We start from the raw sequence: 15,232 nt of genomic DNA on the forward strand, positions 1-15,232 counted from the left end.
ACCGCGCGATCGTTAGATTACGCCTCGTTTGGCTGTAAATCCTTCTTTCCAGGGCTTAATAGCGGCATATCCTCGACACCGATCGCAGATACCCAATACTCACAGCAGACCCTCCGAGAAGGAACATGCCATGCGCTATCTTGTTGCGGACTATCTCCTTGACCGCCTGAATGAATGCGGAATTACTCACCTGTTTGGCGTACCTGGTGATTACAACTTACGGTTTTTGGATAACGTTATTGAACATCCGACGCTCGCCTGGGTTGGGTGTGCCAACGAACTTAACGCTGCTTACGCCGCAGACGGATACGCCCGCTGTAACGGCGCAGCCGCTTTGTTGACGACTTTTGGCGTGGGTGAACTTAGCGCAATTAACGGCATTGCGGGAAGCTACGCCGAATATCTGCCGGTTATCCATATCGTTGGCGCGCCTTGTCTGGCGGCTCAGCAGCGTGGCGAGCTTATGCACCACACGCTGGGCGACGGGGATTTCCAGCATTTTGCGCGTATGGCAAAAGAGATAACCGTGGCACAGGCCGCGCTTACGCCAGAAAATGCCTGCTATGAAATAGATCGCGTGCTGCGTGAATCACTCAGCAAAAGCCGTCCTGGTTATTTGCTCCTGCCGGGCGACGTTGCTCAGACCCCCGCCACAAAGCCTGCCCATCCCTTGGCAATCACTCCCTGCGCTACCGACGGCGCCGTGCTGGATGATTTCCGTAAAGCGGCCCAGGCAAAACTTGCCGAAAGCCGCAGCGTAGCGTTGCTGGCTGATTTCCTGGCGCTGCGTTACGCGCAGCAAAAGGCGCTCCAGCAGTGGATGGACGACACGCCGCTGGTGCATGCAACCTTGCTGATGGGGAAAGGGCTGTTTGACGAAGGACAGCAGGGATTTATCGGCACCTACAGCGGCGCGGCGAGTGAAGAAGGGGTTAAAACGGCTATTGAAAGTGCGGAACTGGTTATCTGCGTCGGCGTGAAATTTACCGATACCATCACCGCAGGATTCACCCAGCAGCTCACGGCACGGCAAACGATAGATATACAGCCCGATGCGACGCGAATTGGCGACCGATGGTTCAGCGGTCTGCCGATGTCCCAGGCCGTGGAGATATTGCACCAGCTTTGTAAACGCCAGGTTTCCCACTGGCCCGTTCCCTGGCAAAAACCACCGACGCTGCCGGTTTGCGAAAGTGGAATATTGGATCAGCACGCGCTCTGGCAGACCGTTCAGGATTTCCTGCAGCCGGGCGATATTGTGCTGGCGGATCAGGGCACTGCGGCATTCGGCGCGGCAACGCTTACGCTGCCCGCTGGCACCACTTTTATCGCCCAGCCGCTGTGGGGATCGATAGGCTACACGCTGCCCGCCGCTTTTGGCGCGCAAACGGCCTGCCCCCGTCGCCGCGTGGTGCTGCTTATCGGCGACGGGTCCGCTCAGCTCACTATTCAGGAACTGGGATCGATGCTGCGGGATGAACAAAAGCCGGTGATTCTCCTGCTCAATAACGATGGCTACACGGTGGAAAGGGCGATTCACGGCGCGGAGCAGCGCTATAATGATATTGCCCCGTGGAACTGGACGCAGCTGCCGCAGGCGATGCAGCTGCATTGCCAGGCGCAATGCTGGCGGGTGACGGAAACGGTGCAGCTTAAAGAAGTGATGCACAAAGCGGCGAAAGCCCAACGGCTTACGCTTATCGAAGTCGTTCTGCCCGTGCAGGATATTCCCGAACTGCTTCAGGCGGTGACGTCTTCGCTCGCCAGACGCAATTCGGGCGAAAGCTAACGCTGAGTTTTATCCACCATCATCACCGGCTTGCCTGCCAGCAGCAGCCAGGCCGGTAGCATGACAATGCACAGCAGCGGGAGCAGCTTAATATCCGGCACCACAGCCATCGCCATGAACAGGCTCAGCCAGCCGTCACGCGTTACCACCAGCACCATGCCAAGAATGGCGCACGATAGCGTGATTGCCGCCGGAACGGCCTCTACGTGCTGATGCAGCATCATCCCCAGCGCAACGCCTGCGAAGAGCACCGGGAAAATGCGTCCGCCGCGGAACCCGCTGGCGGAGGCAATCACCAGCGCCGCGAGTTTCACTACCGCGAACATCAGCAAAGCGGCGACCGTATTGTCCCGGGAAAGCGCAAGCTGGCGCATCTCATCCAGCCCTTTAAACAGCGTGATTTCCCCGCCAACAATGCCCAGCAGGCCAAGCACAAATCCGCCTGCGCCAAGGATCAGCACCGGATGCCTGAGCTTGTGCATCAGACGGTGCGCGCGCGGTAAACACCACACGGCGACCATGCCAAGCGCGATGGCGATCGCCGTCACAACCGCTCCGCTGAAAATATCCACCAGGCGTAATTCAGAATACTGCGCTACCGGCAGCGAGAAATTGGGATGGAAGAACAGGTTGGTGGTCAGTGCGCCAGCGGCTGCGGCCATCAGCGGCGCGAATAATCTGTCCCACATCGGCACGTCGTTATTGCCGTTCAGGGTTTGCGAAAAAATGAGTGCGGCCGCGACGGGGGTGCCGAACAGCGCGCCGATGGTTCCGGCAGCGGCAAGTATCGTCCAGTCCAGCGGGCCGACGCGAGGAAAAAGACGCGCGCCAATGGCGACGGCCAGCGCGATATTCACCGTCATAATCGGGTGCTCAGGCCCCAGACTGACACCGCCCGCTAAGCCAATAACCAGCGCCAGGATCAGGCCTGGCAGCGCCATTACAGAAACCGGCGCGCCAATTAACGGTTCCGTTGCCGGATCGGGCCCCGCGTGGCCGGGCATATAGCGAATCACCAGCCCTACGGCGACGCCCGTAAGCGTGAGCATCAGCAGTATCCATAGCGGAGCGTTCAGATCCAGACCAAAGCGCGCAGGAAGATTGACCCACAGATAGTTTTGCAAAACTGAGGCGGCTTTCAGCACCACAATCAATATCAGGCTGGAAAAGACGCCGATGACCAATGCTGGAAGAGAGAGAACCAGCATGGTTCTGGCTCGCGGATGGAGCATGAGAGTTCCTTAATCTGAATAGTTAACCGCACGATTAGCCCACTTTTTACAGCCTGCCAGAGAAGCGACGAATCCGCACGGCAAAAGACGCTGAAACGGTCAAGCCATTCTGTGACGCAGGTCTATAATTCCGGGGCATTTATCAGAGGGGCGTTGTTGTTTCGGCGGGCTTTTTTTACAGTGTCGCCAGAACTTATTCTGACTTTAGCGGAGCAGTTGAAGAATGACAAAATATGCTTTGGTGGGAGATGTTGGCGGCACCAACGCGCGTCTGGCACTGTGTAACGTTGAAAATGGCGATATCAGCCGGGCAAAAACCTATTCCGGCCTCGATTTTCCGAGCCTGGAAGCGGTGGTGACGCATTACCTCAAAGAGCACAACGCAGCGGTGACGGATGGCTGTATCGCTATCGCCTGCCCGATAACCGGCGACTGGGTGGCGATGACCAACCATACCTGGCAATTCTCCATCGCCGAAATGAAAAAGAATCTCGGCTTCGAACACCTGGAAATTATTAACGACTTTACCGCGGTTTCCATGGCCATTCCGATGATCAAAAGCGAACATCTGATCAAATTCGGCGGCGGCGAACCGGTGGCAGGTAAACCGGTAGCCGTTTATGGCGCGGGTACGGGCCTTGGCGTTGCGCACCTTGTTCACGTAGACAGACGTTGGGTAAGCCTGCCGGGCGAGGGCGGTCACGTTGATTTTGCACCCAACAGCGAAGAAGAGGGCATTATCCTCGAAGAGCTGCGCGGTGAAATTGGTCACGTTTCGGCAGAGCGCGTGCTGTCAGGCCCGGGACTGGTCAACCTGTACCGCGCGATTGTGAAATCAGACGGCCGTGAGCCGGAACGCTACGAACCAAAAGACATTACCGAACATGCGCTGGCAGACAGCTGCATCGACTGTAAGCGCGCGCTTTCGCTGTTTTGCGTGATAATGGGGCGCTTCGGCGGCAACCTGGCGTTAACGCTTGGCTGCTTTGGCGGCATCTATATCGCAGGCGGTATCGTGCCGCGCTTCCTGGAATTCTTTAAGTCTTCCGGTTTTCGTGGCGGCTTTGAAGACAAAGGGCGTTTTAAAGATTACGTTAAAGACATTCCGGTTTACCTGATCGTTCACGAGCAGCCGGGCCTGCTGGGCGCGGGCGCGCATCTGCGTCAGATGCTGGGACAAATTTTATAATCTTTTCGGGCGCGTATTTATGCGCCCGTTCTTGCTTTTCTACAGCCGCATCAACTGGCGAAATTCTTTTACTTTGCTGCGGCTTACCGGTACCTGAAAATCCAGATCCCGCAGGCGCAGAATGTAGGTGTTGTTAAACCACGGCTCGATCTCGCGGATCTTACTCAGGTTCACGCAGTAAGAACGGTGGCAACGGAAAAAATGGCTTTCCGGCAGGCGGCTGCAAAACTCCGTAATATTCATCGGCATCACATAAGCTTCGCGCCGCGTATACACGAAGGTCATTTTTTCGTGCGCTTCGGCGTAATAGATATCGTTGATATCCGTCACGATGATGCGCTCATCCTTCACCAGATTAATGGTGACGTTTTCGCGGCTGTTCTGGCCCGTTGCGTGGGGCGCGGTTTGCTGCTGCCAGGCGGTTTCCAGCTTTTGCAGCATGCCGATAATGCGCGATTCCTGGTAAGGTTTCAGAATATAGTCGAAGGCTTCCAGCTCAAAGGCCTCAACCGCGTGCTCTTTCCAGGCGGTGATAAACACGATAAACGGCTTATGGGCAAATTTGCTGATGTTCTGCGCCAGCAGCACGCCATCAAGGGAAGGGATATTGATATCTAAAAAAATGGCGTCCACTTCGTGATGCTGAAGGTATTTCAGCACGTCCAGGCCGTCGTCAAACGTGGCGACGATCTCCATCTGCGAATGCGCTTTAATTAGCCAGTTAAGCTCCTGCTGGGCCAGCACTTCGTCTTCTACAACGATGACTTTCATGCTTTTTCTCCTTCCAGCGGCAGCAGGCCTGAGGGCACAGCGTTCACCGCGTGAGGCACGTAAAACGCAATCTCGGTGCCCGGCTCCAGGCGGCGAATATGTAAACCTTCTCCGTAGAGCAATTTCACCCGGTGATGCACGTTTAGCAGACCAATTTTATTGCCCGGCATCTCGTTGGCGTTCACGCGCTCAACTACCTGCGGATCGATGCCATTTCCCGTGTCTCTTACCGCGATGCGTATTCGGTTACCGCTCTCTTCCACGCTGATGGTAACCACGCCTTTGCCCTTGCAGGGCTGGATGCCGTGCACAATCGCGTTTTCTACCAGCGGCTGGATAAGCAGGCTTGGGATCAGGCAGTTCACATCTTCATCAATGTGATAAATCACCGTCAGCTTATCGCCAAAGCGCGCCTGCTCGATGGCGATATAATCCTTAATTTGATAAAGCTCTTTTTTAATGTCGATCTGCTCGTCGTCATTTAGCTCAATGTTGTAGCGCAGGTAGCGCGATAAGTTGAAGATTAGCTGTCGGGCGGTGTCCGGATTCAGGCGAATCGACGATGAAATGGCGTTCAGCGCGTTAAACAAAAAGTGAGGGTTAATTTTGCTTTGCAGCGCCCGCAGCTCGGCCTTGTTCGCCATTTCGCGGAGCTGCTCGGCGCGTGAAACTTCAAGCTGCGTTGAGATAATCTGCGACAGCCCGACCGCCATCTCCTGAAGCGTGGACGTAATCTGGTGCGCGTGACGATAGTAGATTTTCAGCGTGCCGGTCACCACGCCTTTTTCCCACAGCGGAATGATGATTAGCGAGTGAATTTCCGGCGTGCGGTACGCCTCATCATCGTTGCGAATAATAATTTTGCCGTCGCGCAGCGCCTGCTGGGTGCGTGGGCTAATACCGACGTCGTTTTGTTTATAGTTTTTTTCACCGACGCCAACGTAGGCCAGCACTTTGTCGATATTGGTAATGGCGACCGCATCGGCGTTGATATCCTGGCGAATAATGTCGCAAACCTGACGCAAAGACTCGCTGTTTATCTTACGAAACAGGGGCAGGGTTTTGTTGGCGATATCCAGCGCAAGTTTTGCCTGGCGCGCAGCGCTTGCCTCTTTCTCGCCCTCAACGCTCTGTACCAGCAGCACGATAAAACCAATAGAGACCGTACCGAGGATCATCGGAATACCGATTTTCGACACGATATCCCAACCCAGGGCAACGGACGGCGCCCACAGCACCACCAGAATCATGGTCATGGTTTCGCACAGCATGCCGCCCATAATGCCCACGCGCCAGTGCTGCTTTTTAGGGGTTTTGCGGTTGATCCAGCCGGAGATAAAACCGGCGGCAATGCTGGTAATAAAACACGGGATAGCGGTGATGCCGCCTGTATCAATCAGGTAACGGTGCGTCCCGGCAATCAGGCCGGTAATAATGCCTACCCATGGCCCAAATAAAATACCGCCGGACATCACCGCGATAATGCGCACGTTCACCAGCGAGCCTTCAACGTGCACGCCAGACCAGGTGCTGAAAAGGGCAAACATAGAAAAAATGGCGGTAACGGCCAGCAGCTCTTTGGGCGTATGGGCGTTTTTGTGCAGCAGCTCGCGGAACAGACGGATGCGGATCAGGAAGAAAAGACAAATAAGCATCAACGCCGCCCGGTCAAAAACCGCCAGCAGCATAGTAAAGATTTCGTGCACGGGTTACTCGCATGCCTGAAGGGAGAGGGATAATGATAAGGAAATTCTGACGGCGATGCTACAAGCGGACAGGACCAATCCCCTCTCCCTTGCGGGAAAGGGGTAAGAGGCGGGGAAAAGAACCTATTTCCCGCCCAGTTGCTCCAGCCCCGCGGCAGTCAGATCCGCAGGCGTGGCGCGCCCGGTGAAATCAACTTCAAAATCATCGGCCGCGAAGTCCGGCGGAGATTTACCTTCTACAAACGCCGGCCACTGACGTTCAAGGTAAGCGGCATTTTTCTCACACCATGGCGCGGCGGCGATATACATCACGTTGCTATCGAATTCACCACGATGCTCGTTCTCCACCGAGTGAATCACATCGCAGTGCCAGAAAACCGTGTCGCCCGCTTCCATATCGGGAATTGAGGAAATCCCGGTTAATAAAAGGGGATGCCATTGTTCGTTAATGGAAAGCGCGCGTCCAGGACTTGCCTCGCAGAGCGACGCTTCCGGCACATCATCCTGCAGCGCGCGCAGCAGAATATAGGCCATGGCGTTAGCGATTGGCAGCAGGTTCAGCGTGCCGCCGTGCTTACGCTGCGGGCTGAGTGCCGTCCAGCCCTGGAAAGTACGGAACATGGAGCAAACCGCCGGAGAAGGAAATTCGCGCACTTCCGTGCGGCCTTCGGCAGCAAACGGATTATAGCTTTGCCAGTCGCCGGAAAAAACGTGGCGATAAACGTGGCGGAAATTCTCATCCAGCCAGCGCTCTACCGAGCCGCCATCCACGTGGGGAGAAAGCCCCAAAGACGTTGAACGAGGCGGGCGACGACGTGTACGGTCGGCGTAGCTTACTACGCGATCGGCATCAAAATGCTGTTTGCCGTTGCTTTGTGTTTCCCACAGATTATTGAGGAAAACCTGCACCGCTTTCATGCGTTCATGCTGGCGCGCTTCAACCTGCGGCTTAGACCAGTAAATCCCGTAAATCTGCGGCTTACTGGCAGCAAGCGTGCCGAAATAATTATCTTCTGCGGCGTTCTTTAGCTTCTCAACGAAGTCATTCCGCTCGAGATAATCGCCGATCTCCTCGTTCCAGGCACGGGCCTGCGATTGCGGAAAAACGCCTTTCACGGTGCAGCATCCGCGCTGGCGGATTAGCGCTTTTTGCTGCTCGCTGACGCGGCGGTGAATAATGTCGTCGGCGTGAATCTGCGGGACGGGGTTTTCGCCGCGCGCTTGTTCAGCGTGAATCTCTTCGATCTGGCGCTTCATATCTTCTTCAAGCGCTGCGAACACTTCTGCGTAATTGGGCAGCGCCTGGCGTAGGCGTTGTTTTATCTCGCGAATAGCTTGGGGTAAATCATCTATGTGCAGGTTCATGCGAGGGCTCCACTTCATCGTAAGGTAAGAGTTATTGTTTTGTTGCAACCGAGTTAATATAAACCTCTTCTCTTAAATGAAACAGTGATTGGCTTCAAATGAAAGTTCCGCTTTTAGGGAGGGGAAAAAATATTTTGCTTAGCCTCTCGACAGACGATTTTTATTCAGGCTATTTTCAAGGCAGGCCACAACCACGTGGCAGCGTCGCTCGGACGGTCCGGGCGCTTACGTAATCTGAGGTATCTATGGCTGACACCAGTCCTGCTCGTCGTTTTTCGCGTATCGATCGTCTCCCGCCGTATGTGTTTAACATCACCGCCGAGCTGAAAATGGCGGCGCGTCGCCGCGGCGAGGACATTATCGATTTCAGTATGGGTAACCCGGATGGCCCAACCCCACCGCACATCGTGGAAAAACTCTGCACGGTGGCGCAGCGTGACGACACGCATGGCTATTCCACCTCACGCGGTATTCCGCGTTTACGCCGCGCTATTTCGCGCTGGTACAAAGATCGTTACGAAGTGGATATCGATCCGGAAAGCGAAGCGATTGTGACGATTGGCTCCAAAGAGGGGCTGGCGCACCTGATGCTCGCCACGCTCGATCACGGCGATACCGTGCTGGTGCCGAATCCCAGCTATCCGATACACATCTACGGGGCGGTGATTGCCGGTGCGCAGGTGCGATCCGTCCCGCTGGTAGAGGGCGTTGATTTCTTCAACGAGCTGGAACGTGCTATTCGCGAAAGCTATCCAAAACCGAAAATGATGATCCTCGGCTTCCCGTCTAACCCAACCGCGCAGTGCGTAGAGCTGGAGTTCTTCGAAAAAGTAGTCGCGCTGGCAAAACGATATGATGTGCTGGTTATTCACGATCTTGCCTACGCCGATATCGTATACGACGGCTGGAAAGCCCCGTCGATTATGCAGGTGCCGGGCGCACGCGATGTGGCGGTGGAGTTTTTCACCCTGTCGAAAAGCTACAATATGGCGGGCTGGCGCATTGGCTTTATGGTAGGAAACCAGGAGCTGGTGAGCGCGCTGGCACGTATCAAGAGTTATCACGATTACGGCACCTTCACTCCGTTGCAGGTGGCGGCCATCGCCGCGCTGGAAGGGGATCAGCAGTGTGTGCGTGAGATTGCCGAACAGTATAAACGCCGCCGCGACGTGCTGGTAAAAGGCCTGCATGAAGCGGGCTGGATGGTGGAATGCCCGAAAGCGTCAATGTACGTCTGGGCGAAAATCCCGGAACAGTATGCGGCGATGGGCTCGCTGGAATTTGCCAAAAAGCTGCTGCAGGATGCAAAAGTGTGCGTCTCGCCGGGCGTGGGCTTTGGCGACTATGGCGACACCCATGTGCGTTTCGCACTGATTGAAAACCGCGATCGCATTCGCCAGGCGGTGCGCGGCATTAAAGCGATGTTCCGTGCCGACGGCCTGCTGCCTGCCGGTAGTAAAACGTCTTCTGAGGCTACAGAGTAGATCCGTTTTGGCGGATGGCGCTTACGCCTGTCCACCCTACATGAACCCCAGGACGGATGCGCGATAAACGAAAACAGGAGCCTTTGGCTCCTGTCAGGTTGCTGACAAAGAAGGAAAAAGCGTAGTTTTTCCTTCTTTGTGGTCATTTGCCGAAAATCAATGAATTGATTTTGCTGTTAATTTTAGGGTGATATTTTTTAGAACTTCGTAAGCTATGAGGTTTGTCATCAGTCCCTGACAGGGGCCATCTGGTCCCTGTTTTGTATCATTTGCTGCGTGGGATGTTATTCAACCATCATCACAAAAGTACCGACCCACAACACCAGAATAACCGAGATACCCATCAGAAAATATTTCACTGCACATTGCTCCGCGCGTATTAACGCACTTTGATCGCCAGAAAAAGTCAGTATAGAAAAGTGAAACCGCTGAGTGGACATTTTGGGAATAGCTTCATCCTCGTCATGGGCCGCTTCACGTTGCGTTCTCTGGCCGACAATCGACCAGCCGGCGCTAATGTACTCCCTAATCCTGAGGGAAAACAAGTGTCGCCAAAATGTGACGGTTGTCATTTTTTCATGAAATGCCTGAAAGCGATATCGCAAGATAATTTCTATGTAAATTAATCGGTTAATTAATTTTTTCCGCTCATGCGTCAGAGTTTTTATGTTAAAAAACGTTACGCTAGCGGGTGCCAAAATAATTAATATATCAGGGTAAAAAATGATTGTTTCAAAGCAAAATGCAGAACATTACAGCTGGGGTGGGGACTGCGACGGCTGGCATCTGGTAAAAGGATCGTCCCTGAGTATCATTCACGAAAAAATGCCCGCCGGGAGAACGGAGCTGCGGCATTATCATTGTGTGGCTCAGCAGTTCTTTTTTGTCCTTGCGGGTGAGTTAACTATGGAGCTGGAAGGAGAATTCTATGTGGTTAACGCCGGCGAAGGGATTTCCGTGCCGCCGCAGGCAAGGCATCAGGCGAGAAATGAATCTTTGGACAATACCGAATTTCTGGTGATCTCTGAGCCAACAACGCGCGGTGACAGAATCAATCAGGAAGCATAATTCCAGGCTCGCCGCAGCAGGATGTAACTGAGATGCGCTTCTTGCTATGGCTCTTTTTCAGGTAAGCGCGGCCAGGCTAACTGGCGGTTTTGCCCCCGACTCCCGATGTCAGCAGCGCTTCTATATGCCGGGAAAGCATCTGCGCGGTGAGTGACCGCTCTCCCTTGCGCCACTCATGCTGAAGACGAGCGACGGGAAGCAGCGTTAAGCCAAACAAAGAAATAAATAAAAATTCCGGCTGGAGTCCGGGGTTTAATCGTCCTTCATCCTGCCATTTCTGGATCCACATTAGCGCCGATTTTTTTTCTTTGATGCCAGCCCGCGCATCGATCCTTTCCCTGAGCAACCCGCTTTCGCTAAGCACCTCTCTTATCCACAGCGGCGCGAACCAGGGATGTTCCAGTGAAACAGTAATAAATTTCTGCGTCAGGGCCGTCAGGGCCTTAACGGGATCGTCAGGATATTGTTCAAAAACACCGCCCATGGAAGAGCGTACCGGCAGGTATCTTTCATCGATCAGCACATCTAATAATTGCTCACGGTTTTTGAAGTAGTAATGCAACATGGCGGATGTAACGCCTGCATCCGCGGTAATGGCGCTTAAAGAGGTTTGAGCAATACCCTGAGTTGAGAAGAGTTTCAGCGCGCTATCAAGTAGCAAGTCGCGTTTATCGGCGCTTTTATTTCCCCCGGCAGGCCGTCCCGGGCGACGACGATTTCGCACGCCTTTTGCGTTATTTTCGGATTTTTCACCGCCGTTATTGCCAGCCATTTGTACGGGATCCATTGACCAGATGAAAGTATTCTATCAATATTAATTATCCAGTTAATTAATTACAAGCTGACAATTCATATGACGGTGACAGCCTCTCCGCAGAAAGACAATCCGCAGCACACAACTTCCATCCGCCTGCTGTTCTCCGCGCTTATGCTGGTGATGCTGCTGGCCGCCCTCGATCAGACCATCGTCTCCACCGCGCTGCCAACGATTGTGGGCGAACTGGGCGGCCTGGAAAAACTCTCCTGGGTAGTCACCGCCTACCTGCTGTCTTCGACCATCGTCGTGCCGCTGTACGGTAAATTTGGCGATCTCCTCGGCCGTAAGATCGTGCTGCAAACGGCGATAGTTCTGTTTTTACTCGGCTCGGTGCTTTGCGGCCTGGCGCAGAACATGACTCAGCTTATCCTGATGCGCGCTTTGCAGGGGCTGGGCGGCGGCGGCCTGATGGTGGTCACGATGGCGGCGGTAGGCGACGTCATTCCCCCGGCCGAACGCGGAAAATATCAGGGATTGTTTGGCGGCGTATTCGGCCTGGCGACGGTGATTGGCCCGCTTATTGGCGGTTTCCTGGTGGAGCACTTTTCCTGGCGCTGGATATTTTATATCAACCTGCCGCTGGGGATTTTCGCTCTGCTGGTGATTGGTGCGGTGCTCAGACCGCAAACGGCGCGTATTCGCCATCAAATCGACTTTTTGGGGGCGGCGTATCTCGCCGTCTCGTTAACCTGCCTGATCCTTTTCACCAGCCAGGGCGGCACGGTGATGGCCTGGTCCGACCCGCAGCTGTGGTGCATTTTCGCCTTCTTCGCCGTTACGCTCGGCGGCTTTATTTATGAGGAACGTCTGGCCATTGAGCCCATTATTCCGCTGGGGCTGTTCCGCGACCGAACCTTTTTATTAAGCTGCCTGATTGGTTTTATTATCGGAATGTCGCTGTTTGGCTCGATGACTTTCCTGCCGCTGTATTTGCAGGTCGTAAAATTCTCCACGCCGTCAGAAGCCGGGATGCAGCTTCTGCCGTTGATGGGCGGGCTGATGATCACCTCTATTATCAGCGGGCGCATCATCAGTAAAATTGGCCGTTACCGCCTCTTCCCGATTATGGGGACGCTGCTGACGTTTATCGCAATGGGGCTGCTGGGCACGTTAAAAATCAACACCCCGATACACATACTTTACCTCTATATCACGCTGCTGGGCTGTGGCCTCGGCATGGTGATGCAGGTGCTGGTCCTGGCGGTGCAAAACAGCGTGGAACAAAAGCTGATTGGGGTGGCGACCTCCAGCGCGACGCTGTTCCGCCAGATTGGCGGCTCTATCGGCGTGGCGGCATTTGGGGCGATATTCACCAACGTCCTGCAAAATAGACTTATCGCGCTGATCCCATCGGAAGTACCGTTGCCGCAACACCTGAGCGCAAATGCGGTTCACGAGCTGCCGGTAGCGCTGCGCGATGATTATCTGCAGGCTTTCGGCTCGGCGCTGCATTCGGTGTACATTATCTCTGCGGGAGTGGTGGTGTTTGCCTTCTTCCTGTCGCTGCTTCTGAGGGACGTGCCGCTGCGTAAGTAGCCGCTCAGGTTGTTTGTTTCTGCCGGGCCCAGGCCGCCAGCACCGTGCGTTCGGATAGTTCAAGATATTCCGCCAGGGTCCGGGCGGCCAGTGCATTCTGGCCGTCGTTCAGCAGCGCCAGGATATGCGCATTCTTCTCTATATAAGGCGCATAAAGCATTTCTGGATCGTTAAGATGGCCGAACGCCAGCCGCAGCTCGGCGGAGATATTGCGATACAAACGGCTCAGGCGTTCGCTGTCGGCGAGCTCAACGATTGCGGTATGAAATTTCATGTTCGCCGTTCCTACGCGTCGCCAGTCGCTGGACTGACGATATTCCCGCGCTTCTTCCACCGCCGCCTCCATTTTCATCACTGCCGGATGCAGCGGGTAGGCATGAGTCAGGGCATCACACTCAATCAGACGACGAATGCGGTAGATATCCAGAATCGCCGCCATATCCGGCACCGCCACGTAAACCCCACGGTTTGGTTCGTAGCGCAACAGGCCTTCCTGAGTAAGCATACGAAACACTTCACGCAGCGTATTGCGCGAAATATCCAGCTGTTCGCTGAGCGAGGCTTCCGATAAACGGGTGCCGGTCGCCAGCTCGCCGATGATAATTTTCTGCCGAATAGTTTCGGCGATTTTCTCGCTCAGCATTTGAGCGGGCACCTCTTTCTTCATGTTCTTCTGCGCAGTGGCCCGGTGAGCGGCAATCTTCACATATTAGCCCGGCAGCGGCAAGGCGTTGACGTAGCAGGGTTATTTCAACTTTATGCACCGAATTGGTGCCTTATCGCTTTTTTATGCACTTTATTGGTGCTTTTTATCGTTTGTCCGAGCGAGAAAAATACCAAAAAGTGATCGCCGTCGGTTTTTCACTCTTCGATAGACGATTATGTTTGTGTGTTTAATCAACAGACACTAGCTTATTGTTCAACAATAAATTCATATTTGATTAACAATGTTAATGCTTTGCCCCAATGATGGTCCGCTTATTGCTTAACAGACAAGGTCTTAATTCTAAAAACGGAGTGAGTCAGATGGCTGCACAAGAAACCGAAAACAAATCCTTTGTCCGGAAGCGACGCTCATCGCTGATTGCGGCAATATTCCTGATGGCGACCTCGGCCATCGGGCCGGGCTTTATTACCCAAACGGCAACCTTTACCGCCACCATGGGCGCAGCGTTCGCCTTTGGTATTCTGGCTTCGATAATTATCGACTTTGTGGTGCAGCAGAATATCTGGCGCGTGGTAACGGTTACGCGAATGCGCGCGTCTGATGTGGCGAACGCAGCGCTACCCGGCAGCGGTTATCTGCTGGCGGTGCTGGTGATTTTTGGTGGCCTGGTATTTAACGTCGGCAATATTGCCGGGGCAGGCCTGGGCTTAAATGCCATGCTTGGCCTTTCGCCGAAGTGGGGCGGGTTAATCAGCGCAATGCTGGCGATTTATATCTTTTCTTCGCGCCGGGCAAGCACCGCCATCGACCGCCTTATTATCATCCTTGGGCTGGTGATGATTGGCCTGACGCTGTATGTAGCCTTTGTCTCTCAGCCACCGGTAGGTGAGGCGCTGCGCCAGAGCGTTTTCCCGGACAGCATGAACTTTGCCATGATTACCACCATTGTCGGCGGCACCGTGGGCGGCTACATCTCCTATGCCGGAGCGCATCGCCTGCTGGATAAGGGCATGACCGGCGTTGGGAATATTGCCGCCGTTTCATCCGCGGCCACCAAAGGCATCCTGGTGGTGGGGTTGATGCGCTATGTGCTGTTTCTGGCGGTGCTGGGCGTGGTGGCAAGCGGGGTGACGCTGGATATTTCCAGCCAGGTGGCGAACCCGGCCTCGCAGGCGTTTCAGCATGCGGTGGGCAGCTTTGGCGTCAGGATCTTCGGCTTTATCTTCTGGGCTGCTGCACTCACCAGCGTGATTGGCGCGGCCTACACCTCGGTCAGCTTCATGACGGTATTTAAGCAAAAAATGACCGAACGCCAGCGTAACATCGCGACCGTGCTGTTTATTGCCGTCTCATTGGTTATTTATCTGCTGCTTGGCACCGCGCCTGCGGCGCTGCTGGTGTTCGCGGGTGGTTTCAACGGCTTGATTCTGCCTATCGGCCTGACGATTTTCGTCTACGTGGGCTGGAAACGTGCTGACCTGATGGCCGGCTATGCCTACCCGCGCTGGCTGCTGTGGACGGGGCTTATCACCTGCGTGCTGACCTGGTACATGGGGGCGCTCTCCGTTGGCGCGATTTTCAATTTCCTGAAAGTGGTCTGAGGAAAAG

General features: G+C 54.5%; 13 protein-coding genes. 6 read left to right on the plus strand and 7 right to left on the minus strand.

What is annotated here, in order from left to right:
• Positions 1-130 precede the first annotated feature (130 nt).
• Positions 131-1,789 carry an alpha-keto acid decarboxylase family protein gene (locus E2L00_RS16570; RefSeq protein WP_167613579.1) on the plus strand — a complete coding sequence of 553 codons (1,659 nt, stop codon included), beginning with the start codon at positions 131-133 and terminating at the stop codon, positions 1,787-1,789.
• Here E2L00_RS16570 and E2L00_RS16575 read toward each other — a convergent pair.
• A complete protein-coding gene (locus E2L00_RS16575) occupies positions 1,786-3,021 on the minus strand; it encodes an ion channel protein (RefSeq protein ID WP_167613581.1) in 1,236 nt (411 codons plus the stop codon). The genes E2L00_RS16570 and E2L00_RS16575 overlap by 4 nt on opposite strands.
• A 223-nt stretch (positions 3,022-3,244) precedes the next feature.
• Here E2L00_RS16575 and glk point away from each other — a divergent pair, with 223 nt between their 5' ends.
• Positions 3,245-4,210: a glucokinase gene (gene glk / locus E2L00_RS16580; RefSeq protein ID WP_167613583.1), complete on the plus strand. Its 966-nt coding sequence runs from the start codon at positions 3,245-3,247 to the stop codon at positions 4,208-4,210.
• Between the two features lie 39 nt (positions 4,211-4,249).
• Here the strand turns inward: glk and E2L00_RS16585 are convergent, their stop codons facing one another.
• The 3 genes from E2L00_RS16585 to E2L00_RS16595 form a co-directional block, all read right to left on the minus strand.
• A complete protein-coding gene (locus E2L00_RS16585) occupies positions 4,250-4,981 on the minus strand; it encodes a LytR/AlgR family response regulator transcription factor (protein ID WP_167613585.1) in 732 nt (243 codons plus the stop codon).
• Positions 4,978-6,687, minus strand: a complete 1,710-nt coding sequence (locus E2L00_RS16590; protein WP_167613587.1) for a LytS/YhcK type 5TM receptor domain-containing protein — start codon at positions 6,685-6,687, stop codon at positions 4,978-4,980. Before E2L00_RS16590 ends, E2L00_RS16585 begins: the two co-directional genes overlap by 4 nt.
• Before the next feature lie 123 nt (positions 6,688-6,810).
• On the minus strand, positions 6,811-8,052 hold the full coding sequence (locus E2L00_RS16595; RefSeq protein WP_167613589.1) for a DUF1479 domain-containing protein: 1,242 nt from the start codon (positions 8,050-8,052) through the stop codon (positions 6,811-6,813).
• A gap of 245 nt (positions 8,053-8,297) precedes the next feature.
• Here E2L00_RS16595 and alaC point away from each other — a divergent pair, with 245 nt between their 5' ends.
• The gene (gene alaC, locus E2L00_RS16600) at positions 8,298-9,536 is read left to right on the plus strand and encodes an alanine transaminase (protein WP_167613591.1); all 1,239 of its coding nucleotides are present in this window, start codon (positions 8,298-8,300) and stop codon (positions 9,534-9,536) included.
• A gap of 284 nt (positions 9,537-9,820) precedes the next feature.
• On the opposite strand, the gene ypdK is transcribed toward alaC, so the two are convergent.
• Positions 9,821-10,108 (minus strand): membrane protein YpdK, encoded by a 288-nt coding sequence (gene ypdK, locus E2L00_RS21425; protein WP_201279459.1) that lies wholly within the window; start codon positions 10,106-10,108, stop codon positions 9,821-9,823.
• 151 nt (positions 10,109-10,259) lie between these two features.
• Between ypdK and E2L00_RS16610 the strand changes: the two genes are divergently transcribed.
• A complete protein-coding gene (locus E2L00_RS16610) occupies positions 10,260-10,604 on the plus strand; it encodes a cupin domain-containing protein (protein WP_167613593.1) in 345 nt (114 codons plus the stop codon).
• A gap of 76 nt (positions 10,605-10,680) precedes the next feature.
• Here the strand turns inward: E2L00_RS16610 and E2L00_RS16615 are convergent, their stop codons facing one another.
• A complete protein-coding gene (locus E2L00_RS16615) occupies positions 10,681-11,376 on the minus strand; it encodes a TetR/AcrR family transcriptional regulator (protein ID WP_167613595.1) in 696 nt (231 codons plus the stop codon).
• A gap of 81 nt (positions 11,377-11,457) precedes the next feature.
• On the opposite strand from E2L00_RS16615, the gene E2L00_RS16620 reads away from it, so the two are divergent.
• Complete coding sequence (locus E2L00_RS16620) at positions 11,458-12,957, plus strand: MDR family MFS transporter (RefSeq protein ID WP_167613597.1); 1,500 nt, start codon at positions 11,458-11,460, stop codon at positions 12,955-12,957.
• A gap of 4 nt (positions 12,958-12,961) precedes the next feature.
• Here the strand turns inward: E2L00_RS16620 and E2L00_RS16625 are convergent, their stop codons facing one another.
• Positions 12,962-13,624: a GntR family transcriptional regulator gene (locus E2L00_RS16625; RefSeq protein ID WP_167613599.1), complete on the minus strand. Its 663-nt coding sequence runs from the start codon at positions 13,622-13,624 to the stop codon at positions 12,962-12,964.
• A 359-nt stretch (positions 13,625-13,983) separates the two neighbouring features.
• Here E2L00_RS16625 and E2L00_RS16630 point away from each other — a divergent pair, with 359 nt between their 5' ends.
• Positions 13,984-15,225, plus strand: coding sequence for an NRAMP family divalent metal transporter (locus tag E2L00_RS16630; RefSeq protein ID WP_167613601.1), 1,242 nt, complete (start codon positions 13,984-13,986; stop codon positions 15,223-15,225).
• Positions 15,226-15,232: the final 7 nt, after the last annotated feature.

Source organism: Cedecea colo (genome assembly GCF_011808225.1).
Lineage (GTDB): Bacteria > Pseudomonadota > Gammaproteobacteria > Enterobacterales > Enterobacteriaceae > Dryocola > Dryocola colo.

Excerpts from the sequence above, each read along its gene's own strand:
- E2L00_RS16610 (WP_167613593.1), top strand. The coding sequence starts at position 10,260 with ATGATTGTTTCAAAGCAAAATGCAGAACATTACAGCTGGGGTGGGGAC.
- E2L00_RS16630 (WP_167613601.1), top strand. The coding sequence starts at position 13,984 with ATGGCTGCACAAGAAACCGAAAACAAATCCTTTGTCCGGAAGCGACGC.
- E2L00_RS16615 (WP_167613595.1), bottom strand. The coding sequence starts at position 11,376 with ATGGCTGGCAATAACGGCGGTGAAAAATCCGAAAATAACGCAAAAGGC.
- glk (WP_167613583.1), top strand. The coding sequence starts at position 3,245 with ATGACAAAATATGCTTTGGTGGGAGATGTTGGCGGCACCAACGCGCGT.
- E2L00_RS16575 (WP_167613581.1), bottom strand. The coding sequence starts at position 3,021 with ATGCTCCATCCGCGAGCCAGAACCATGCTGGTTCTCTCTCTTCCAGCA.
- E2L00_RS16620 (WP_167613597.1), top strand. The coding sequence starts at position 11,458 with ATGACGGTGACAGCCTCTCCGCAGAAAGACAATCCGCAGCACACAACT.
- ypdK (WP_201279459.1), bottom strand. The coding sequence starts at position 10,108 with ATGACAACCGTCACATTTTGGCGACACTTGTTTTCCCTCAGGATTAGG.
- E2L00_RS16595 (WP_167613589.1), bottom strand. The coding sequence starts at position 8,052 with ATGAACCTGCACATAGATGATTTACCCCAAGCTATTCGCGAGATAAAA.
- E2L00_RS16625 (WP_167613599.1), bottom strand. The coding sequence starts at position 13,624 with ATGAAGAAAGAGGTGCCCGCTCAAATGCTGAGCGAGAAAATCGCCGAA.
- E2L00_RS16570 (WP_167613579.1), top strand. The coding sequence starts at position 131 with ATGCGCTATCTTGTTGCGGACTATCTCCTTGACCGCCTGAATGAATGC.
- alaC (WP_167613591.1), top strand. The coding sequence starts at position 8,298 with ATGGCTGACACCAGTCCTGCTCGTCGTTTTTCGCGTATCGATCGTCTC.
- E2L00_RS16585 (WP_167613585.1), bottom strand. The coding sequence starts at position 4,981 with ATGAAAGTCATCGTTGTAGAAGACGAAGTGCTGGCCCAGCAGGAGCTT.